This is a genomic window from Luteimonas sp. TWI596, assembly GCF_039674105.1.
Lineage (GTDB): Bacteria > Pseudomonadota > Gammaproteobacteria > Xanthomonadales > Xanthomonadaceae > Luteimonas.
In genome coordinates, this window is record NZ_JBDJMU010000006.1 from 1 (window position 1) to 19,860 (window position 19,860).

Annotated in this window: 21 protein-coding genes; 18 read left to right on the plus strand and 3 right to left on the minus strand. The window is 69.5% G+C overall.

The features are described from left to right. Positions 1–126 precede the first annotated feature (126 nt). Entirely contained in the window at positions 127–672 is a 546-nt protein-coding gene (locus ABE487_RS06120) for a Smr/MutS family protein (protein ID WP_346442177.1), read from the minus strand. A 123-nt stretch (positions 673–795) separates the two neighbouring features. Between ABE487_RS06120 and surE the strand changes: the two genes are divergently transcribed. Genes surE through ABE487_RS06140 form a run of 4 tightly spaced genes read left to right on the plus strand, consistent with a single transcriptional unit; the run spans position 796 to position 3,576 of the window. Then, entirely contained in the window at positions 796–1,578 is a 783-nt protein-coding gene (gene surE, locus ABE487_RS06125; RefSeq protein WP_346442176.1) for a 5'/3'-nucleotidase SurE, read from the plus strand. Then, on the plus strand, positions 1,575–2,270 hold the full coding sequence (locus ABE487_RS06130; RefSeq protein ID WP_346442175.1) for a protein-L-isoaspartate(D-aspartate) O-methyltransferase: 696 nt from the start codon (positions 1,575–1,577) through the stop codon (positions 2,268–2,270). The genes surE and ABE487_RS06130 overlap by 4 nt, the downstream gene beginning before the upstream one ends. Further along, positions 2,270–2,854, plus strand: coding sequence for a YqaA family protein (locus tag ABE487_RS06135; protein WP_346442174.1), 585 nt, complete (start codon positions 2,270–2,272; stop codon positions 2,852–2,854). The genes ABE487_RS06130 and ABE487_RS06135 overlap by 1 nt, the downstream gene beginning before the upstream one ends. Further along, complete coding sequence (locus ABE487_RS06140; protein ID WP_346442173.1) at positions 2,851–3,576, plus strand: peptidoglycan DD-metalloendopeptidase family protein; 726 nt, start codon at positions 2,851–2,853, stop codon at positions 3,574–3,576. Before ABE487_RS06135 ends, ABE487_RS06140 begins: the two co-directional genes overlap by 4 nt. 77 nt (positions 3,577–3,653) lie before the next feature. On the opposite strand, the gene ABE487_RS06145 is transcribed toward ABE487_RS06140, so the two are convergent. Both ABE487_RS06145 and yhbY read right to left on the minus strand, forming a co-directional pair. Further along, a complete protein-coding gene (locus ABE487_RS06145) occupies positions 3,654–4,037 on the minus strand; it encodes an Mth938-like domain-containing protein (protein WP_346447409.1) in 384 nt (127 codons plus the stop codon). Positions 4,038–4,054: 17 nt separating this feature from the next. Next, the gene (gene yhbY / locus ABE487_RS06150; RefSeq protein WP_346442171.1) at positions 4,055–4,360 is read right to left on the minus strand and encodes a ribosome assembly RNA-binding protein YhbY; all 306 of its coding nucleotides are present in this window, start codon (positions 4,358–4,360) and stop codon (positions 4,055–4,057) included. 82 nt (positions 4,361–4,442) lie between these two features. Between yhbY and rlmE the strand changes: the two genes are divergently transcribed. The 14 genes from rlmE to ABE487_RS06220 all read left to right on the plus strand — a co-directional run bounded on the left by rlmE (position 4,443) and on the right by ABE487_RS06220 (position 19,768). Next, positions 4,443–5,069 (plus strand): 23S rRNA (uridine(2552)-2'-O)-methyltransferase RlmE, encoded by a 627-nt coding sequence (rlmE, locus tag ABE487_RS06155; RefSeq protein ID WP_346442240.1) that lies wholly within the window; start codon positions 4,443–4,445, stop codon positions 5,067–5,069. 115 nt (positions 5,070–5,184) lie between these two features. Continuing rightward, entirely contained in the window at positions 5,185–7,113 is a 1,929-nt protein-coding gene (gene ftsH / locus ABE487_RS06160; protein WP_346442170.1) for an ATP-dependent zinc metalloprotease FtsH, read from the plus strand. 233 nt (positions 7,114–7,346) lie between these two features. Continuing rightward, positions 7,347–8,246, plus strand: coding sequence for a dihydropteroate synthase (folP, locus tag ABE487_RS06165; protein ID WP_346447410.1), 900 nt, complete (start codon positions 7,347–7,349; stop codon positions 8,244–8,246). 82 nt (positions 8,247–8,328) lie between these two features. After that, positions 8,329–9,813 carry a sodium/proline symporter PutP gene (putP, locus tag ABE487_RS06170; protein WP_346451644.1) on the plus strand — a complete coding sequence of 495 codons (1,485 nt, stop codon included), beginning with the start codon at positions 8,329–8,331 and terminating at the stop codon, positions 9,811–9,813. Positions 9,814–9,880: 67 nt separating this feature from the next. Next, on the plus strand, positions 9,881–10,861 hold the full coding sequence (gene miaA, locus ABE487_RS06175; protein WP_346451645.1) for a tRNA (adenosine(37)-N6)-dimethylallyltransferase MiaA: 981 nt from the start codon (positions 9,881–9,883) through the stop codon (positions 10,859–10,861). Between the two features lie 144 nt (positions 10,862–11,005). Continuing rightward, positions 11,006–11,284 carry an RNA chaperone Hfq gene (gene hfq / locus ABE487_RS06180; RefSeq protein ID WP_346442166.1) on the plus strand — a complete coding sequence of 93 codons (279 nt, stop codon included), beginning with the start codon at positions 11,006–11,008 and terminating at the stop codon, positions 11,282–11,284. Positions 11,285–11,304: 20 nt separating this feature from the next. Then, positions 11,305–12,627 (plus strand): ribosome rescue GTPase HflX, encoded by a 1,323-nt coding sequence (hflX, locus tag ABE487_RS06185; protein ID WP_346447412.1) that lies wholly within the window; start codon positions 11,305–11,307, stop codon positions 12,625–12,627. 197 nt (positions 12,628–12,824) lie between these two features. After that, complete coding sequence (hflK, locus tag ABE487_RS06190) at positions 12,825–13,988, plus strand: FtsH protease activity modulator HflK (RefSeq protein ID WP_346442164.1); 1,164 nt, start codon at positions 12,825–12,827, stop codon at positions 13,986–13,988. Beyond that, a complete protein-coding gene (gene hflC / locus ABE487_RS06195) occupies positions 13,985–14,848 on the plus strand; it encodes a protease modulator HflC (protein WP_346442163.1) in 864 nt (287 codons plus the stop codon). Before hflK ends, hflC begins: the two co-directional genes overlap by 4 nt. A gap of 8 nt (positions 14,849–14,856) precedes the next feature. Further along, the gene (locus ABE487_RS06200) at positions 14,857–15,048 is read left to right on the plus strand and encodes a DUF2065 family protein (RefSeq protein ID WP_346447413.1); all 192 of its coding nucleotides are present in this window, start codon (positions 14,857–14,859) and stop codon (positions 15,046–15,048) included. Positions 15,049–15,288: 240 nt separating this feature from the next. Continuing rightward, positions 15,289–16,581 (plus strand): adenylosuccinate synthase, encoded by a 1,293-nt coding sequence (locus ABE487_RS06205; protein WP_346442161.1) that lies wholly within the window; start codon positions 15,289–15,291, stop codon positions 16,579–16,581. A 200-nt stretch (positions 16,582–16,781) separates the two neighbouring features. Further along, entirely contained in the window at positions 16,782–17,837 is a 1,056-nt protein-coding gene (locus ABE487_RS06210) for a DUF2931 family protein (RefSeq protein WP_346451646.1), read from the plus strand. A gap of 175 nt (positions 17,838–18,012) precedes the next feature. Continuing rightward, a complete protein-coding gene (locus tag ABE487_RS06215; protein WP_346451647.1) occupies positions 18,013–18,624 on the plus strand; it encodes an RNA polymerase sigma factor in 612 nt (203 codons plus the stop codon). Beyond that, positions 18,617–19,768 (plus strand): FecR domain-containing protein, encoded by a 1,152-nt coding sequence (locus ABE487_RS06220; RefSeq protein ID WP_346451648.1) that lies wholly within the window; start codon positions 18,617–18,619, stop codon positions 19,766–19,768. The genes ABE487_RS06215 and ABE487_RS06220 overlap by 8 nt, the downstream gene beginning before the upstream one ends. Positions 19,769–19,860: the final 92 nt, after the last annotated feature.

Below are 19,860 nucleotides of genomic sequence, written 5' to 3' on the forward strand. Positions count from 1 at the left end.
GCCCATTTTTTAGGGGTGTTCCCGGGCCGCCTTAAAACCCGCAAACCGGGGGTACTTTTTCCTTTTTCGCTACACTAATTGTCCATTTCACCCCGGTTCTGCCGGTTTGCAGCGTCTGCCGGCCGGTCAGCGCCGCGGGCGCAGCAGCACCAGCACCGCGCCGGTGCCGCCCTGGGCGCCGGGCGCGCTGTGGAATGCGAGCACATCGCCGCGCTGGCGCAGCAGGCGATCGACCAGGTTCTTGATGACCGGCGCGTCGGGCGAGGAGTTCATGCCCTTGCCGTGCACGATGCGCACGCAACCCACGCCGGCATCGATCGCGTCGCGCAGGAATAGCCGCAGCAGCGCGGTCGCCTGGGCGGCATCGGCATGGTGCAGATCGAGTTCTTCCTGGGCCGCGTACTCGCCGCGGCCGAGCCGGCGCAGCACCCGGGCGGGAACATCGTCGCGACGGTACTGCATCGCATCGCCGCCCTGCAGCAGCGGGCCGTCGAGTAACTGCCGGAACTCGCTGCGCGCCTCCTCGTCGTCGCGCTCGGCCATGCGCGTGGCCGGGCGCGGGCGGGGCGCCTGCGGCGGCGGCGGGGCGCTGGGCAGTTCGCGTACCGCGCCAATGGCGGCGCGGAACAGCGCGGCATCGTCGTCGTCGGGCGCGTCGTGATTGCGGCTCATGGCATCAGCGTAGCGCGGACGCCGGTCGTGCGCAGGATCGCGCGTCCGCGCAAGCTGGGGCGCGTGGGACGCATCCGCTATCATGTCCGCTTCGCCAACCGCAGGGGGCTTTCGGAAACGTTCATGCGCGTACTGGTCAGCAACGACGATGGCGTCGACGCACCGGGCATCCGGATCCTCGCCCAGGGGCTGCGCGATGCAGGACACGAGGTGCTGATCGTTGCCCCCGATCGCGACCGCTCCGGGGCCAGCAACTCGCTCACACTCGACCTGCCGTTGCGCGTGGTGCAGCTCGATGAGACGACCTGGCGGGTCCATGGCACGCCGACCGACTGCGTGCACGTGGCGATGACCGGCCTGCTCGAGCGCGAACCCGACATCGTCGTGTCGGGCATCAACAACACCGCCAATCTCGGCGATGATGTCATCTATTCGGGCACCGTCGCTGCGGCGATGGAGGGGCGCTTCTGCGGCTTGCCTGCGGTCGCGATGTCGTTGGTCACGGCCAATCACGACGGCCGCCATTACCAAACCGCCGCGCGCGCGGCGGTCGAGATCGTCGCCCGGCTCAAGGCCGATCCGCTGCCGGCCGACACGATCCTCAACGTCAACGTGCCCGATGTCGCCTGGGACGCGCTCGCCGGCTTCGAGGTCACGCGGCTGGGCAATCGCCACCGTGCCGAAGGCTGCACGCCGATCGTCGACCCGCGCGGGCGGACATTCTGGTGGATCGGCGCTGCCGGCCCCGAACAGGACGCCGGCCCCGGCACCGATTTCCACGCCGTGCGCACGCGGCATATCTCGATCAGCCCGATCCATGTCGATCTCACCCGATACCAGGCGCTCGAGCATGTCGCCAGCTGGGTCGGCGGACTGGAGGCCGGGCTCCGGGCGACGCAGGCATGATGGCGCGCTTGCGGCTGCAACCCGAGGCGTTGGGCGTGGGCATGACCTCGCAGCGCGTGCGCGACCGCCTGATCGAGCGACTGCGCGATGGCGCGCATCCGGGCGGCGGAATTTCCGATGAGCGCGTGCTCAACGCGATCCGTACCGTGCCCCGGCACCTGTTCGTCGATGAGGCGCTGGCGACCCGCGCCTACGAGGACACCGCGCTGCCGATCGGCCATGGCCAGACAATCTCCCAGCCCTGGGTGGTCGCGCGCATGACCGAGGCGCTGCTGGCCAACGGCATGCCGCGCAAGGTGCTCGAAGTGGGCACCGGCTCGGGCTACCAGGCGACGATCCTCGCCGCGCTGGGCATCGAGGTGCACACGGTCGAACGCATCGGCGAGCTGCTGCGCGTGGCGCGCAAGCGCTTCCGCTCGCTCGGCCTCAACGTTCGCAGCAAGCACGACGACGGCCGCATCGGCTGGCCGGAGAACGGCCCGTTCGACGGCATCGTGGTCACTGCTGCAGGCCCTGCGCTGGTCGATGCGCTGACCGCGCAGCTCGCCGACGGCGGCACGCTGGTCGCGCCGGTCGGCGCGGCGGGTGCGCAGCGGCTGTTGGTGCTGCACAAGCAGGCCGACGGTCGACTCGTGCAGCAGGATGTGGCAGCGGTGGCGTTCGTGCCGTTGCTTTCGGGGTATATCGACTGATGCGCCTGTTCGAAGCGCTCTACGAGCGCGTGCTGTCCTGGTCCCGGCATCGTCATGCGCCGCGTTACCTCACTGCGATGAGCGCGGCCGAATCGGTGGTGTTCCCGATCCCGCCCGACGTGATGCTCGCGCCGATGGCGCTGGCCCAGCCCCGGAATTGGTGGCGTTACGCGTTGCTGTGCACCCTCGGGTCGGTGATCGGTGGCCTCTTGGGCTACGTCATCGGTCACTACGCGCTCGATCTGGTCTGGCCATGGATCGTGCGCATGGGCTGGCAGCCTGCTTTCGAGCAGGTGCAGGCGCTGTTCCTGCGGCACGGTTTCGTCTTCGTTTTCCTCGCCGCCTTCACGCCGATTCCGTACAAGGTGTTCACGATCGCGTCGGGTTCGCTCGGTGTCGGGCTGTTACCGTTCATCGCCGGCTCGTTGGTCGGGCGCGGCGCGCGGTTCTTCCTTGTGGCCGGACTGATGGCCTGGGGCGGCCCGCGCGTGGAGCCGATCCTGCGGCGCTACATCGAGTGGCTGGGCTGGCTGATGGTCGGCCTGGTCGCGGTCGGACTGGTCTGGATGGAGTTTCGCCGATGAGGATCGTGGTACTGGTGTTGACGGCCCTGTTGCTCGTCGGTTGCGGCAGCAGCCGGGTGGTCCGGGAGGGTGGGGCGACGCGCGTCTCGACGCCCAAGCCCGGTCAGAGCGTGGTGGTGCAGCGTGGCGACACGCTCTACCGCATCGCGTCGGGCAATGGCATCAGCGTGCTGGACCTGGCGACCTGGAACAGCATCCCGCCGCCGTACACCATCTATCCCGGCCAGCGGTTGCGTCTGTATCCGGGCGGGCGCGGCACGGCCACCGCGGCGTCGTCCGGAGGCGGACGGCAGCCGGTCCGGCCGACGCAGTCGGCGCCGCAGCCGCCCGCGCCACCGCCGGCACGCAGCCCGTTCCAATGGCAGTGGCCGACCGACGGGCAGTTGATCGCGCGCTATGTCGCCAACGAACCCACCAAGCAGGGCATCGATATCGCCGGCACCGGCGGGCAACCGGTCCGTGCGTCCGCCGACGGCGTGGTGGTGTATTCGGGTTCGGGCCTGGTTGGCTACGGCGAGCTGATCATCGTCAAGCACGATGAGCAATGGCTGTCGGCCTATGGCCACAACCGCACCCGCCGGGTCAACGAGGGCGAGCGCGTCCGTGCCGGCCAGCAGATCGCCGAGATGGGCCGCAGCGGCGCGGCGCGCGACATGCTGCATTTCGAGATTCGCTACAACGGCAAGCCGGTCGATCCGCTGTCGTACCTCCCGGCTCGGTGAGCCGGCGTACGTAAGGGGGCAGGCGTGAAGGCGTGAGGCGTCGATGTCAGCGGTGAGTCGCTGACGTCAATCAGCGATCACCACGCGCCGCCGTCCAACACGAACGCCGCCACCACCCGCCGGCCTTCGCCGGCCAGCACGTTGAACGTACGCGCCGCGGCCGCATTGGTCATCGCTTCCAGGCCGACGCCGCGCGACAGGCAGGCGGCCATTGTCGCCGCCGGCGGGAAGGCCTGCGTGGCGCCGGTCCCCAGCAGGATCACTTCCGGCTCGAGCGCCAGGACCGGGGCGAGGGCGTCGAGATCGAGCGTGCGCACCGAGGTGGCCGGCCAGTCCTCGACCAGCGCGCGCGGCGCGACGATGAAACTGCGGGTCAGCAGGCGATCGTTGACCCGCGCACTGGTGCCGTCGGCGCCGCGCAGGACGTAATCGAAATCGGGCGTTTCGAGGCTGAGCTGCATCGGCGCGAACCGGCTGCTCAGGCCCGCGGCAGCACGATCTGGCGGCGGTCGCGGCTCTGCCGGTAGAGCACGGCGACGTGGCCGATGCGCTGGACCAGCGCGCTGGCGGTGCGCTCGGCCAGTTCTGCGGTCATCGCGTCGCGGGCCTCGCGGTCGGCCGCCCCGACCTTCACTTTGATCAGTTCGTGATGCTCGAGCGCGGCATCGATCTCGGCGACCAGCGCATCGGTGATGCCCTTGCCGCCCACCTGCAGCATGGCCTTGATGCCATGGGCCTGGCCGCGCAGAAAACGGGTCTGGGCAGCGGTCAGGACGTTACTCATGGATGAACCGGTCGCAGGAATGAAAACGGCCCGCAGGATATCATGGCCGTTCGCGTCCTCCGTTCAGCCCGACGAGCCGGCAATGGCCTCCCGCAGCAAAAGCAGCCAGCGCTGGCTGAAGGAACACTTCTCCGACCCCTACGTGAAGAAAGCGCAGGCCGAGGGCCTGCGCTCGCGTGCGGCCTACAAGCTCGAGGAACTGGTCGAGCGCAGCCGGCTGCTGAAGCCAGGCATGGTGGTCGTCGACCTGGGAGCCGCGCCCGGTGGCTGGTCGCAGTGGGTCCGGCAGGCCTTGGGCGACAGCGGACGGGTGATCGCGCTCGACATCCTGGAGATGCCGTCGCTGGCCGGAGTCGAGTTCCTGCACGGCGATTTTCGTGAGGATTCGGTGCTGGCCGCGCTCGAGGCTGCGCTCGGCGGCCAGCAGGTGGACCTTGTGTTGTCGGACATGGCCCCCAACAAGAGCGGTATCGACGCTGTCGACCAGCCACGGGCGATGCACCTGGCCGAGCTGGCGATGGCGTTCGCCGACGACCACCTGCGCACCGGTGGCACCTTCCTCATCAAGCTGTTCCAAGGCACCGATTTCGACGCCTACGTGAAGGACCTGAGGCAGCGGTACGAGAAGCTCTCGATCCGCAAGCCGGCTGCTTCCCGGCAGCGCTCGCCGGAGGTCTACGCCCTGGCCCAGGGCAAGCGGCCGCGCTGAGCGGACGCCGCTCCGGGCCTCGGGACCATGAACGGCGGCACCACATGGCCGTAGTACCATCGGCCGGCGTGGCGACGGTTTTCTCGCTCCACCTAATGAAGAGTCGAACAATCACATGAACGATCTGGTCAAGAATCTGTTGCTCTGGGTGGTGGTCGCCATCGTGCTGATGGTGGTCTTCCAGAGCTTCAGCCCCCGCACCGGCGCCGCCGGCGGCCAGGACGTCCAGTACTCGCAGTTCATGGAGCAGGTCCGCCGCGATCAGATCGGTTCGGTGAAGATCGCCGAGGACGAGCGCACCATCACGTTCAAGACCAAGGGCGGGCAGACGGGCACGGTGATCGCACCGCGGCGCGACGACCGCATGATCGACGACCTGATGAACCACAACGTCGCGATCGACCAGGCACCGCCGTCGAGCGGCATCTCGCTGGGGTACATCCTGATCCAGCTGTTGCCGGTCGCGCTGATCATCGGCTTCTGGTTCTTCATGATGCGGCAGATGCAACAGGGCGGCGGCAAGGGCGCGATGTCCTTCGGCAAATCGCGCGCCAAGTTGCTGAGCGAGGAGCAGACCAAGGTCACCTTCGCCGACGTCGCCGGTTGCGACGAGGCCAAGGAGGAAGTGTCCGAACTCGTCGAGTTCCTGCGCGATCCGTCCAAGTTCCAGAAGCTCGGCGGCAAGATTCCGCGCGGCGTGCTGATGGTCGGCCCGCCGGGCACCGGCAAGACGCTGCTCGCCAAGGCGATCGCCGGCGAGGCCAAGGTGCCGTTCTTCTCGATCTCCGGTTCGGACTTCGTCGAGATGTTCGTCGGCGTCGGTGCCTCGCGCGTGCGCGACATGTTCGAGCAGGCCAAGAAGCAGGCGCCGTGCATCATCTTCATCGACGAGATCGACGCGGTCGGCCGCCATCGCGGCGCCGGCCTGGGGGGCGGTCACGACGAGCGCGAGCAGACCCTCAACCAGTTGCTGGTCGAGATGGACGGCTTCGAGGGCGGCGAGGGCGTGATCGTGGTCGCCGCGACCAACCGGCCCGACGTGCTCGACCCGGCGCTGCTGCGTCCGGGCCGCTTCGACCGCCAGGTCGTGGTGGGCCTGCCCGACGTCAAGGGCCGCGAGCAGATCCTCAAGGTCCACATGCGCAAGGTCCCGCTGGACGAGGACGTGCAGCCGCTGGTCGTGGCCCGCGGCACGCCGGGCTTCTCCGGCGCGGACCTGGCCAACCTGGTCAACGAGGCGGCGCTGTTCGCCGCGCGCGAGAACGCCAAGGAGGTCCGCATGGACCACTTCGATCGCGCGCGCGACAAGATCCTGATGGGCGCCGAGCGCCGCTCGATGGCAATGAGCGAGGACGAGAAGAAGCTCACCGCCTACCACGAGGCCGGCCACGCGATCGTCGGTCGCCTGGTGCCCGAGCACGACCCGGTCTACAAGGTCACGATCATCCCGCGCGGTCGCGCGCTGGGCGTGACCATGTACCTGCCCGAGGGCGACAAGTACTCGATGAACCGCGTGGCGATCGAGTCCCAGCTGTGCTCGCTCTACGGCGGGCGCGTGGCCGAGGAACTGATCTTCGGCGAGGACAAGGTCACCACCGGGGCCTCGAACGACATCGAACGCGCGACCAAGATCGCCCGCAACATGGTCACCAAGTGGGGCCTGTCGGACGTCATGGGGCCGATCGCCTACGGTGAAGAGGACGACGAGGTGTTCCTGGGCCGTTCGGTCACCCAGCACAAGAGCGTCTCCGACGATACCGCGCGCAAGATCGACGAGGTGGTGCGCGAGATCCTGGATCGTGCCTATTCCCGCACCCGCGAGATCCTGACCGGCAACATCGACAAGCTGCACGCGATGTCCAAGCTGCTGCTCGAATACGAAACGATCGACGTGCCGCAGATCGACGCGATCATGGAAGGCCGCGATCCGCCGCCGCCAATGGGCTGGGGCAAGGCCAACCCGCCCGGCGGTGGGAGCGACGACGGCGACACGGGCGGCAAGCGCCCGCTGCAGCCGATCGGCGGCGCTGCCGAGCAGGCCTGACGCAGGATGTGATGATCCGCAGAACGGGATGCGTCCTGGGTGAGCGGTGATTGGACAACGGCGCCGGAGACGGCGCCGTTGTCGTTTGCGCGTCCGTCAGGCGGCTGCCGGGCACGTCGCGCCGACTCACGATGCCCGCGCCGCGTATACGATGGGCCCGACAGCCGCCAGCCGCGACGCCGTTTCGCGCTTGCGGCCCCCCCGCTCGAATGACCGATCACCATCACACGCCCATGTTCGACACCGCTCCCCAGCTCGATTGCAATGGCCGCGTCCTGCGGCTCGACCGCCCGCGGGTCATGGGCATCGTCAACGTCACACCCGATTCGTTTTCCGACGGCGGCACGTACGCGACTGCCGAGGCCGCGATCGCGCACGGGCTGCGGCTGGCCGAGGCGGGCGCCGACGTGCTCGACGTCGGTGGCGAGTCGACCCGGCCCGGCGCCGATGACGTGCCGGTCGACGAGGAACTGCGGCGGGTGCTGCCGGTCGTCGAGGCGCTGGTCGCGCAGACCGGGCTGCCGGTCAGCATCGACACCTCCAAGCCCGAGGTCATGCGCGCCGCGGTCGCGGCCGGTGCGGGCCTGATCAACGATGTCTACGGGCTGCGCCGCGAGGGTGCACTCGAGACTGCCGCCGCGCTCGGCGTGCCGGTCGTGCTGATGCACATGCTCGGCGAGCCGCGCGGCATGCAGGATGCGCCCGAATACGACGACGTGGTCGCCGACGTGCACCGGTTCCTGGCCGAGCGCATGTTCGCTGCCGAGATGGCGGGCATCGAGCGCCGCCGGATCGTCGTCGACCCGGGCTTTGGCTTCGGCAAGACCACCGCGCACAATCTCGCGTTGCTGGCGCAGCTCGCGCGCCTGGGCGAGCTCGGTGTCCCGGTGCTGGCCGGCCTGTCGCGCAAGCGCAGCATCGGCGAGTTGACCGGGCGCGAGGTGGCGGCCGAGCGCGTCGCCGGTTCGGTCGCAGCCCACCTGATCGCCGCCCAGAACGGCGCTCGGCTGCTGCGCGTGCACGATGTGGCGGCCACCGTCGACGCGCTGCAGGTCTGGCGCGCGGTGGCGGCGGTGCCGCGTCCCCGCGCCGCGTCGGCGGCGCCGGCGATCCAGTGGCCCGACGATGCGTAGCGCGCGGCGCGCGCTCACGACCACGGGCGATCGCGGTTAAGCTTCCGTCCCTGTCGCCGCCGCCCGCGGCAGGGGAGCCCGCATGACTGTCACGCCGCTGTACGTCACATTCGCCGCCTATCTGTTGCTGATGGTCGGGATCGGCCTGTGGGCCTGGTACCGCACGCGGACCTTCGACGACTACATCCTCGGCGGCCGGTCGCTGGGCAGCTATGTGACTGCATTGTCGGCCGGCGCCTCCGACATGAGCGGCTGGTTGCTGATGGGCCTGCCGGGGGCGCTGTACCTGACCGGCGTCTCTGAGGCCTGGATCGCCATCGGGCTGACGATCGGCGCCTGGTTCAACTGGCGCTATGTTGCCGGGCCACTGAGGCTCTACACCGAGCGCACCCATAACGCGCTGACGTTGCCGGACTACTTCACCCATCGTTTCGACGACCGCCGCAAGCTGCTGCGCGTCCTCGCTGCGCTGGTGATTCTTGTGTTTTTCGCGGTCTACTGCGCCTCGGGCATCGTGGCGGGTGCGCGGCTATTCGAAAGTGTCTTCGGCATTCCTTATGCGCAGGCGCTCTGGTGGGGGGCGGCCGCGACGATTGTGTACACGCTGATCGGCGGCTTTCTGGCGGTGAGCTGGACCGATATGGTGCAGGCGACGCTGATGATCTTCGCCTTGTTGCTGGTGCCGACCATCGTCGTCGTCGCCAACGGGGGGGGCGGGCCGAGTCTGGCATTGGTGGAGCAGGTCGATCCGACCCGGCTGGAATGGGTGGGCGCCGGAGGCCTGGTGGCCGTGGTGTCGGCGCTCGCCTGGGGCTTTGGCTACTTCGGTCAGCCCCACATCCTGGCTCGCTTCATGGCCGCCGAGAACGTGGCCACGATTCCCCGCGCGCGCCGCATCGCGATGACCTGGATGATCCTGTGTCTGGTGGGTGCGATATCGACCGGGTTCTTCGGAGTGGCGTATTTCTCGGCCAATCCCGGCCTGGCTGGCCCGGTCGATGACAATCCCGAACGTGTGTTCATCGTTCTGGCCGAGTTGCTGTTCAATCCCTGGATCGCTGGCGTGCTGTTGTCGGCGATTCTGGCTGCGGTGATGAGTACGCTCTCGTGCCAGTTGCTGGTGTGTTCGAGCGCGCTGACCGAAGATTTCTATCGCGGTTTCCTGCGGCCGGACGCAGGGCACCGCGAGCTGGTCTGGGTGGGCAGGCTCATGGTCGCGGCGATTGCATTGCTGGCAATCTGGATCGCACGCGATCCCGACAGCCGTGTGCTCGGATTGGTGGCCTACGCTTGGGCCGGCTTCGGCGCCGCGTTCGGGCCCGTCGTGCTCCTGTCGCTGTTCTGGCAGCGCATGACCCGCAATGGCGCGATCGCTGGCATGCTCGCCGGCGCATCGACCGTCGTGCTGTGGAAGCTGACCGGCAGCGCGCTCTACGAGATGGTGCCTGGCGTGATCGTCTCGACCGTGGCGATCGTCGTCTTCAGCGTGCTGGGCAGGGCGCCGCCGCAGCACGTCCAGGACACGCATGAGCAGGTGCGGATGGCGCTGAAGGAAAGCGGCTACTGAGCTGCTGGACGCGATCGCCGTGGTCGACCCGCCGGCTGGACGAGAAGAACGACATGAGAGATCGCGCATGACCGACGCGCGACCGCCCGCGATCGCGCTGATGGGCCCGACCGCGTCGGGCAAGTCCGCGCTGGCGCTGGCCCTGGCCGAGCGCTTCGGTGGGGAGATCGTCAGCGTCGATTCGGCGCTGGTCTACCGCGGCCTGGAGATCGGCGCGGCCAAGCCCGATGCCGCCGAGCGCGCCCGTGTCGCGCATCACATGCTCGACCTGCGCGATCCGTGGCAGACCTACTCGGCGGCCGAATTCGCCGACGATGGGCGCCGCGCGATCGACGCCATCCTCGCGCGTGGGCGGCTGCCGATCCTCGTCGGCGGTACCGGGCTGTACTTCGCCGCCCTGCTCGAAGGCCTGTCGCCGATGCCGGCGGCCGATCCGGCGGTGCGGGCGGAGATTGCCGCGCAAGCCGCCGCACTCGGCTGGCCGGCACTGCACGCCCAGCTTGCGGCGGTCGACCCGGACGCCGCGGCGCGGATCGGCCCGGGCGATCCACAGCGTATCCAGCGGGCGCTCGAGGTGCATCGCCTGAGCGGCGTGCCGATCAGCGAATGGCAGCGCCGCCCGCCCGAGGCGCCGCCGCTGCCTGTGCGCGTGCTGCAACTGGCGATCGCGCCGCCCGAGCGCGCCGAATTGCATGCGCGGATCGCCGCGCGCTTCGACGCGATGGTCGCGGCCGGCTTCCTCGACGAAGTGCGTGCACTGCGCGCCTTGCCGCAGTTGCGCGCGCATCCGGCGCCGCTGGAACTGCCGGCGATCCGTGCGGTCGGCTACCGCCAGGCCTGGGAGCACCTCGATGGGCTGGGCGATGCGGCATGGATGCGCGAGCGCGCGATCGCTGCGACCCGGCAACTGGCCAAGCGCCAGTTCACCTGGCTGCGCGGACGCAGTCAGGTGCGCTGGTTCGACCCGGCGCGCGAACGTGCCGCGCTCGATGCCGCCGTGGAACAGGCACTGGCTGCGCATCCCGGGGCGCCGGCAGTCGGCGGCTGAGCGTCTGGTTCGGCCGCGCGGGCCGCTCGAGACGAACCGTCCCGTACGCGTGAGGCGAGGGTTGTGTAACATCGGCGGGTCGCGTCACGGGGAGTGGCGTCGACGGGCCAGCGCCCGACAACAATAACCAAGCTGGGGAACACGATGTCCAAGGGACAGTCCTTGCAGGATCCTTTCCTGAACGCACTGCGCCGTGAGCGCGTACCGGTCTCGATTTACCTCGTCAACGGCATCAAACTGCAGGGCACGATCGAGTCGTTCGACCAGTTCGTGGTGTTGCTGCGCAACACCGTGAGCCAGATGGTCTACAAGCATGCGATCTCGACCGTGGTGCCGGCGCGCAATGTGCGCATGGCGTCCGGTGGCGGTGTCGTCGAGTCTGCCAACGGGGCAGGCGATGATCCCGCCGAACAGCCCGAATGACCCCAGAGGCCTGACCCCGCTTGTTTGAACGCTCCCGCAAGGGTGAAAACGCGCTGCTGATCCAGCCCCACGCGCACGGTCCGGCCGACGAAGGCGTGCTCGAGGAATTTTCCGAGCTCGCACGGTCGGCCGGTGCCCATGTCGCGATGGTGATCCCTGCGCGCATCGACCGCCCCAATGCCGCCACGCTGATCGGCAGCGGCAAGCTGGAGGAGGTCAAGGCCGCCGCCGAGGCCAGCGGCGCCGACCTGATCCTGGTCAATCACCGTCTCTCGCCTGGACAGGAGCGCAACCTCGAGCGTGCGCTCGAACGGCGCGTGGTCGACCGTACCGGGCTGATTCTCGACATCTTCGCCCAGCGCGCGCGCAGCCATGAAGGCAAGCTGCAGGTCGAGCTGGCGCAGCTGCGGCACATGGCCACGCGCCTGGTGCGCGGCTGGACCCACCTGGAGCGCCAGCGCGGTGGTTCGATTGGCCTGCGTGGGCCCGGCGAGACCCAGCTCGAGACCGACCGCCGCTTGCTGCAGAAGCGGGTCGAGCAGTTGCAGGCCAGACTGGGCAAGGTCGAGGTGCAGCGCACGCAGATGCGCCGTGCACGCGTGCGCAGCGAACTGCCGCGCGTCGCCCTGGTCGGCTACACCAACGCCGGCAAGTCGACGCTGTTCAACACGCTCAGCGGCGCGGATGCCTACGCGGCCGACCAGCTGTTCGCGACCCTGGACCCGACCGTGCGCCGGGTCGATCTGTCGGGCGGGGCGATCGTGCTCGCCGACACCGTCGGCTTCGTCCGCGACTTGCCGCACGAGCTGGTCGCCGCGTTCCGCTCCACGCTGAGCGAAGCGCGCGAGGCCGACCTGCTGCTGCATGTCATCGACGCCGCCGATCCATTGCGCAACGAGCGCATCGCCCAGGTCGACGCGGTGCTCGGCGAGATCGGCGCCGGTGAGCTGCCGCAGTTGCTGGTGTTCAACAAGATCGACCGTATCGAGGGCGCCGCGCCGCGCTACGACATGGATCCGGCCGCGCTCGCCGACGATGCGGTACGCGAGGCGGTGTGGATGTCCGCGCGCGATGGGCTCGGCCTGGATCTGTTGTCGCAGGCGCTGGCGCGTCGGCTGGGGATACGGCGGATCGTCGGCAGCTTGGCGCTGCCGCCCGAGGCCGGCCGGTTGCGCGCACGCCTGCATGCGCTCGAGGCGGTGCGCGAGGAAGCGGTCGAGGAGGCCGGCGGCTGGCGGCTTGAGATCGACCTGGCGCATGCCGACGCCGCGCGTCTGGCGGCACAGCCCGAAGGTGCTCCGTTGCGCGCGCTCTTGCCTGTCGACGACCCCGACACCATCTGATCCGTAGGGTGCGGGCGTGGGCGCGCCGGCGCCGGCGCACCGATCACGTCCGTTCCCCGATCTTCCCCCGCGTTTCCCCGACATCGACGACCGTGTTGCCTGCTGCCGCCGTGGCGTTCGCAGACCGGGAGCCGGTTAGACTATGCAATCCCCGCGCCGTCGCCGACGCAGGCTGCGCGCCCGAAACTGGAGCAGGCATGGCCTGGAACATTCCCGGCAAGAACAAGGACAACGAAACCCCGGACCGTCGTGGATCCGGCGGTGGCGACCGCAATCCCTGGCCACCGCGCCGCAATGGCGGTCGGCGTGGTCGCGGCGGTGGCGGTGCGTTTGACGGCCTGATCGACCAGTTGCGCGGCCTGTTCGGCGGCGGCGGTGGCGGCAACCCGCTGCGCTGGATTGCCGTCGCGCTGGTCGTCGTGCTGCTGCTCAACTGCTTCGTGCTGATCGGCGAACAGCAGCGCGGCGTCGTGCTGCGTTTCGGCCAGGCTGCGCGCGTCATGGGCCCGGGTCCGAACTTCAAGCTGCCCTGGCCGATCGAGCGCGTGACCAAGGTCGATGCGACGACGGTGCAGTCCTACAGCAACACCGTGCCGGTGCTGACCCGCGACGAGAACATCGTCGTGGTCTCGTTCAACGTGCAGTACCGGGTCGGCGATCCGATCAAGTACCTCTACGGGACCCGCAACGCGCGCGAGATGCTCGAGCAGACCGCGGTCAGCGCGGTACGCGAGCAGATCGGCCGTGCCAACCTCGACGCCGCGCTCAACGCCCGTGGCCCGTTGTCGACCGCTGCGCAGGAATCGCTGCAGGCCTCGCTCAACAGCTACCAGACCGGTCTGGCGGTCACCGAACTCAACCTGCAGGACGCGCGTCCGCCCGAAGAGGTCAAGCCGGCCTTCGACGAGGTCAACAGCGCCCAGCAGATGAACGAACAGCTGGTCAAGGAAGCCGGGGCCTACGCCGCCAAGATCGTGCCCGAGGCACGCGGTGAGGCCGCGCGCATCCGGGCGCAGGCCGAGGGTTACAAGACCGCCGAGATCGCCCGCGCCACCGGTGATGCGACCCGCTTCTCGTTGCTGGTCGACGAGTACGCCAAGGTGCCCGAGGTCACCCGCAAGCGCCTGTGGCTGGATACCGTGCAGCAGGTGCTCGCCAAGAACCGCACCGTGGTCGGCGGCGATGGCCGCCAGTTGATCTACGTGCCGATGGCCGGGGGTGGGGCGTCGTCGCAGCCGGCGCCGTCCCTGGTTCCGCCCGAGGTGCTGTCGCCGACCGTCGAGGCCACCCGCGAGGCCGCCCAGGCGCCCGCGCGGTCCTCGCAGTTGCCGCGCCCGCCGCGCGATGGAGGCTCCCGATGAGACTGAACTTCGTCATTCCGCTGCTGATCGTCGTACTGCTGGGCCTGATGGGCTCGGTATTCGTGGTCCGTGAAGGCCAGGTCGCCCTGGTGCTCAACCTCGGCCGTGTGGCCCGTACCGATATCGGCCCAGGCCTGCACTTCAAGATCCCGCTGATCGAGTCGGCGCGGATCTTCGACCGTCGCTTCAACGCCAGCGCGTTCTCGCCCGAGCGCTCGCTGACCTCCGAGCGCAAGGACGTCAGCGTCGACTTCGTCGCGATCGTCACCATCAGCGACGCCGCCGCGTTCTATCGCGCCACCCAGGGCCGGGAGGACGATGCCAGCCTGCGTCTGGAGCCGATCATCAAGAACTCGCTGCGCAACGAGATCAACGCCAACACGCTGACCGAGCTGGTCTCGGGCAACCGGGCGCAGTTCGTCGACCGCCAGCTGCCGGGCATCAACGAGGCCGCCAAGTCGCTGGGCATGCAGATCGTCGATATCCGCCTCAAGCAGATCGACCTGCCCACCGACAGTCAGGTCATCGTGCAGGTCTACGACCGCATGCGCGCCGAGCGCCGCGAGGTCGCCACCCGGCTGCGTGCCGAGGGCGAGGAGCAGGCGCGCGCGATCCGTGGCCAGGCCGACCGCGAGCAGACGGTGCTGCTGGCCGAGGCCGAGCGCGATGCGCAGAAGCTGCGAGGTGAGGGCGATGCCGAGGCGACCCGCATCTACGGCGAGGCCGCCAGCCGCGATCCGGGGTTCTATGCGTTCCAGCGCAGCCTGGAGTCGTACCGCAAGGCGTTCGAGAAGGGCGACAGCGTGATCGTGCTCGAGCGCAACGACCCGTTCCTGCAGTACCTGCGCAGCGACCGCTGAGTACGTCGATGTCGCAGCTGTGGGCGGCGCTGTGCCTGGTAGCGGTGATCGAGGGCCTGATCCTCTTCGTCGCTCCAGGGCTGTGGAAGCGCACCGCCGCCCAGATGCTGGCGATGTCGGCAGGATCGCTGCGGCGCGTGGGCGGGGTGATCCTGCTGCTGGGCGTGACCGCCCTGGTGTTGGTGCGCGGCGCAGGCTGAAAGGCGCCCGTGCGCGGGGGCTGAACCTCTGGCCCCACTGGGGTGGCCCCGCGCGAAGAAAACCCGGAGAATGCACAAAAGCCGGCTGGCCGCCCCTGTAAGGGCGCGCTTGCCGGCTTTTTCCGTGTCCGGGTCCGGCGCGGCGGACGTGCCCCGATGGCACGGTCCGCAGCAGCGCGTCGTCCCAGGTGCGGACCCACTCTGCGGCCCCGATGGCCGCACGCAACAGGAGTCATCAAGATGGGTCAGTCAGTCGTAGTGCTCGGCGCGCAATGGGGCGACGAAGGCAAGGGCAAGATCGTCGATCTGCTCACGCAGGATATCGGCGCCGTGGTGCGCTTCCAGGGCGGCCACAACGCCGGCCATACGCTGGTCATCGGCGGCAAGAAGACCGTCCTCCACCTCATTCCCTCGGGCATCCTGCGCGACGATGCGCTGTGCCTGATCGGCAACGGCGTGGTGCTCAGCCCCGCGGCGTTGATCAAGGAGATCGGCGAGCTCGAGGCTGCCGGTATCGAGGTGCGTTCGCGGCTGAAGATTAGCCCGGCCACGCCGCTGATCATGCCCTACCACATTGCTCTCGATCAGGCCCGCGAGAAGGCCGCCGGCGGCAAGGCCATCGGTACTACCGGCCGCGGCATCGGCCCGGCGTACGAGGACAAGGTCGCCCGTCGGGGTATCCGCGTCGCCGACCTGCACTATCCCAAGCAGCTCGAGGACCAGCTGCGCACCGCGCTCGACTACCACAACTTCGTGCTGACCCAGTACCTGGGCGTGGAGGCGGTGGACTTCCAGAAGACCTACGACGAGGCGCTGGCCTTCGGCGAGTACGTCGAGCCGATGAAGTCCGACGTCGCCGGCATCCTGCACGACCTGCGCAAGCAGGGCAGCAAGGTGCTGTTCGAGGGTGCGCAGGGGGCGCTGCTGGACATCGACCACGGCACCTATCCCTACGTCACCAGTTCCAACACCACCGTCGGCGGCGCGCTGGCCGGCGCCGGCGTGGGCGCGGATGCGATCGACTACGTGCTGGGCATCGCCAAGGCCTATGCCACGCGCGTGGGCGGCGGCCCGTTCCCGACCGAGCTCGACGACGAGATCGGGCAGGGCATCCGCGACCGCGGCCAGGAGTACGGCGCCTCGACCGGTCGCCCGCGTCGCTGCGGCTGGATGGACATCGTCGCGCTCAAGCGCGCGGTCGCCATCAACGGCATCTCCGGGCTGTGCATCACCAAGCTCGACGTGCTCGACGGCATGGAGAAGCTCAAGGTCTGCATCGCCTACGAGTACCGCGGCAAGCGCACCGAGTACGCGCCGCTCGATGCCGCCGGCTGGGACGAGTGCACGCCGGTGTACCTCGAGTTCCCGGGCTGGGAAGAAACCACGCACGGCATCACCGAATGGGACGATCTGCCGCCCGCAGCCCGCGCCTACCTGCGCGCGCTCGAGGAACTGGCCGGCTGCCCGATCAGCATCGTGAGCACCGGCCCCGACCGCGCGCACACGATGGTGCTGCAGGACCCGTTCGCCTGATCGCGGACGCGGTCTGAACGACACGGCCCGGCACGTCCGGGCCGTGTCGTATCCGGGCGCCGGCATTGCCGGCCGCGGCGGCCCGGCGGGCAGGCCACGTGCGTGCACGCCGGGCTTGCGCGCAGCGACGCCGGACGCAACGATGCGTCCATCACGCCGCCTCCGGCGTGCGATCGCCCGTTGCCGCCACCGAGACCCCGATGCGCCTGTTCCCCGCCGTCCTCGCCGTCGCCGCCGCCTTGTGTGCAGGCTGCCAGGCCGACGCGAAGGATCCGCCGCTGCCGTCGTTCGGCATCGACCTGTCGCATCCCGACAACCCCTATCTGGTCACGCCGGTCGAAGGCCATGTCGTGCTGCTCGACGGCCGTCAGGTCGCGCTGCCCTACGGCAGCAGTTCGGGTACTTGGGGCCAGTCGGGCAAAGGCGCCGGCGAGGACCGCGGCATTCCGGTGGGCGTACAGATCGTCTACTACGCCCGCTACGACGACACGTTCTACCGGCTGGATGCGGCCTTCCCGCGCGCGTTGATGGAAACGCTGGCCTACCGGGCCTATCCCAACAACGAGTCCGATTCCAGCGAGCAGCCGCTCCAGCCCTATATCGACGTGCGTCAGGTGCCGGACTACGCACGGCAGTTCAATCGCTTCGGCACGAGCTACTACCCGATGCGCGGGCTGGTGTTCGGCTTCGCGCCCGAGGGCCTGGTCGCGGTCTGGGTGCGCTACGGCGCCCAGCAGGTCCAGATCGGCACGTTCCGGGCCCAGCCGATCGAGGACGATGCGCGCTATGCGGACGCGCTGTTTTCGACCATCTCGGTGACGCGCGCGCAGATGCGGGCCCAGGTAATGCCCGACGCCTCGGCCCGTCCTTGGCTGGACTACCAGCAGCGCTACGACTGGGCCCCGGTGTTCGAGCCGCCCAGTTCCGATGCCGAGCTCTACCAGGTCGTCACCGAGTACTTCAACGGCGAGCGCGAGATCATGCTGCGTCCCTGGGTGGGGCAGGGGATCGCCCAGTCGCGCGCGGTGCCCCGGGAGATGACCCTGTACTGGCGCTCGCCCAGCGGCACGACACTCGAGACCGCGGCCCGGTTCGACTGGGCCGTGTTGAACCGGCTGTTCGCCACCCAGTCCGGCGCCCGTGCGCTGCGCTTCGTCGACGATGGCCACGGCGGCCTGGACGTCATGCTGGGCGATGTCGCCGTGCCGACGCTGCACCTGGATTCGGCGCGCAGCGGGTTCACGTTCAAGCCCTGAGCGGGGCCCGCCCGGCGCCGGGCCGAGACCGCCGCTGACAGTGGTCGGCGGGGCGCCGAGAAGGCGGCGATTGTCGGCGGCATCGCGGCTTGCCATGATGCGGGCGAGGGTTCATCGGTTTGCCGGATGCAGGCCACGCATTTCACTTTTGCAGGGCTGGTTCGTCCAGGCATCCATGGAGTCCGTCCGTCATCCCATCGAGCCCTTGCCCGAGGCCGGCGCGCCCGCTGCGCCGCCGCCGGGCCGGCCTGCTCCCGGCGCCCCCGGCACACTCGATGCGGCCGAGTTGGTCCGCAACCTCAACACGACCCTCGTGCGCTCGCTGCAGCATCGGCTGGGGTCCTACGAGGACGCGCGCGAGGTCGCCCAGGAGGCCTATGCCCGGCTGCTGCACTTGGGCAATGCCCAGGTCGTCAGCTTCCAGCGCGCGCTGCTGTTCAAGATCGCCCAGAACCTGGCCACCGACCTGCTGCGGCGACGCGCCTACACCGAGCTTCCCGAGCCGGACGGTCTGGAGCTGTGGCCCGACCCGGGCACCGATCCCGAGCGCTCCGCGCGCGCCCGGCGGGTGGTGGAGCGGCTGCCGGCCGTGCTCGCCGAGCTGCCGGAGAAGTGCGCCGAGGCGTTCCGCCTGGTGCGGATGGAGCAATGCAGTTTCAAGGAAGCGGGGGAACGTCTGAACCTCACCGACCGGATGGTGCGAATCCATGTCGCGCGCGCGTTGGCGCTGTGCCAGCAGCGTTTCGACGAACTCAGGGACGATGCGGAAGGCGACGACCATGCATGACCCCACTGCCGCGCGCCGCGCCCAGGCGCTCGAAGAGGCCGCGACCTGGCTCATCCGGCTGGGCGAGCACGACCTGAGCGACGCCGACGTCGACGCCTGGAATGCCTGGATGGAGGCCTCGCCGCTACATGCGCAGGCGTTCGCCGACATCGATCTGCTCTGGGAGGCGGCCGCCGACGTCGACCCCGGCCGCGTCCAGGCCGCGCGCGAGACGCAAGCGACGCGCGCAGTCCCGGCAGGCGGGGATGGGGCGCGCGCCGCGACGATTCCGGCCGTCACTGAGGCCACGTTCCGGCCGCGTCCGTCGGTGCGCACGCCGCGTGCGGGCCGCCGCGGTCGCCGTGCCGGCGCCTGGGCGGCGCTTGCCGCGGGCGTCGCCGCGGTCGCAGTGACGGTGGGCCTGTGGCGAGCCGATGTGCCGGACGCCGGGCCCGAGATGCACCTGGTCGCTGCCGTCGGCATGCCGCGACAGGCGACGCTCGCCGACGGCTCGCGCATCGATCTCGATGCCGGCAGCGAGGTCGTCGTGCAGTACAGCAGCCAGCGGCGACAGGTGGAACTGGTCCGCGGGCAGGCCTATTTCTCGGTTGCGAAGGATCCTGCGCGGCCGTTCGAGGTTCGCGCCGGTGGCGCGATGGCGCAGGCGCTGGGCACCCGTTTCGTGGTCGCGCGCCGCACCGAGGGCGAGCGCGTCTCGGTCACCGAGGGCCGCGTGCAGGTGACCGACCTGCGGGTCGACGGCGGTTCGGCGCACCAGGTGGTGCAACTGGCGGCGAACCAGAGCACCACCCTGGTCGAGGACGGGCCGCTGCTCGCGCCCGTGGCGCACGAGCCCGCGTCGACGCTGTCCTGGCTCGACGGCAAGGTGACCTATCGGCGCGAGTCGCTGCGCAACGTGGTCGCCGATCTCAATCGTTACTCGTCCCGCCCGATCGTGCTGCAGGACGAGGCCATGGCGCGGTTGCAGGTCACCGGCCGCTGGCAGACGGGCGACCTGGACGCCTGGCTCGACAGCGTCGCCCGTGCGCTGTCGCTGCGCGTCGTACGCGATGGCAAGCGGATCGTGCTGACCCGGTCCGGCCCCGACCCGCGCACGTCCGATCACAGTGGGCCGGATGCGGCGGCCGCGCGGGCGCTGCAATGACCGGGAGACGCCGAAGAACTTGAGCGCACACCGTCGCCGGGCGGCATCCTGCGTTCCCCGCGCTCTGCGGTCGGGGGCGGGCGCGCGATGGC

Bases quoted from the DNA above. Each gene is read 5' to 3' on its own strand.
- ABE487_RS06120 (WP_346442177.1), bottom strand. From the start codon at position 672: ATGAGCCGCAATCACGACGCGCCCGACGACGACGATGCCGCGCTGTTC.
- surE (WP_346442176.1), top strand. From the start codon at position 796: ATGCGCGTACTGGTCAGCAACGACGATGGCGTCGACGCACCGGGCATC.
- ABE487_RS06130 (WP_346442175.1), top strand. From the start codon at position 1,575: ATGATGGCGCGCTTGCGGCTGCAACCCGAGGCGTTGGGCGTGGGCATG.
- ABE487_RS06135 (WP_346442174.1), top strand. From the start codon at position 2,270: ATGCGCCTGTTCGAAGCGCTCTACGAGCGCGTGCTGTCCTGGTCCCGG.
- ABE487_RS06140 (WP_346442173.1), top strand. From the start codon at position 2,851: ATGAGGATCGTGGTACTGGTGTTGACGGCCCTGTTGCTCGTCGGTTGC.
- ABE487_RS06145 (WP_346447409.1), bottom strand. From the start codon at position 4,037: ATGCAGCTCAGCCTCGAAACGCCCGATTTCGATTACGTCCTGCGCGGC.
- yhbY (WP_346442171.1), bottom strand. From the start codon at position 4,360: ATGAGTAACGTCCTGACCGCTGCCCAGACCCGTTTTCTGCGCGGCCAG.
- rlmE (WP_346442240.1), top strand. From the start codon at position 4,443: ATGGCCTCCCGCAGCAAAAGCAGCCAGCGCTGGCTGAAGGAACACTTC.
- ftsH (WP_346442170.1), top strand. From the start codon at position 5,185: ATGAACGATCTGGTCAAGAATCTGTTGCTCTGGGTGGTGGTCGCCATC.
- folP (WP_346447410.1), top strand. From the start codon at position 7,347: ATGTTCGACACCGCTCCCCAGCTCGATTGCAATGGCCGCGTCCTGCGG.
- putP (WP_346451644.1), top strand. From the start codon at position 8,329: ATGACTGTCACGCCGCTGTACGTCACATTCGCCGCCTATCTGTTGCTG.
- miaA (WP_346451645.1), top strand. From the start codon at position 9,881: ATGACCGACGCGCGACCGCCCGCGATCGCGCTGATGGGCCCGACCGCG.
- hfq (WP_346442166.1), top strand. From the start codon at position 11,006: ATGTCCAAGGGACAGTCCTTGCAGGATCCTTTCCTGAACGCACTGCGC.
- hflK (WP_346442164.1), top strand. From the start codon at position 12,825: ATGGCCTGGAACATTCCCGGCAAGAACAAGGACAACGAAACCCCGGAC.
- hflC (WP_346442163.1), top strand. From the start codon at position 13,985: ATGAGACTGAACTTCGTCATTCCGCTGCTGATCGTCGTACTGCTGGGC.
- ABE487_RS06200 (WP_346447413.1), top strand. From the start codon at position 14,857: ATGTCGCAGCTGTGGGCGGCGCTGTGCCTGGTAGCGGTGATCGAGGGC.
- ABE487_RS06205 (WP_346442161.1), top strand. From the start codon at position 15,289: ATGGGTCAGTCAGTCGTAGTGCTCGGCGCGCAATGGGGCGACGAAGGC.
- ABE487_RS06210 (WP_346451646.1), top strand. From the start codon at position 16,782: ATGCGCCTGTTCCCCGCCGTCCTCGCCGTCGCCGCCGCCTTGTGTGCA.
- ABE487_RS06215 (WP_346451647.1), top strand. From the start codon at position 18,013: ATGGAGTCCGTCCGTCATCCCATCGAGCCCTTGCCCGAGGCCGGCGCG.
- ABE487_RS06220 (WP_346451648.1), top strand. From the start codon at position 18,617: ATGCATGACCCCACTGCCGCGCGCCGCGCCCAGGCGCTCGAAGAGGCC.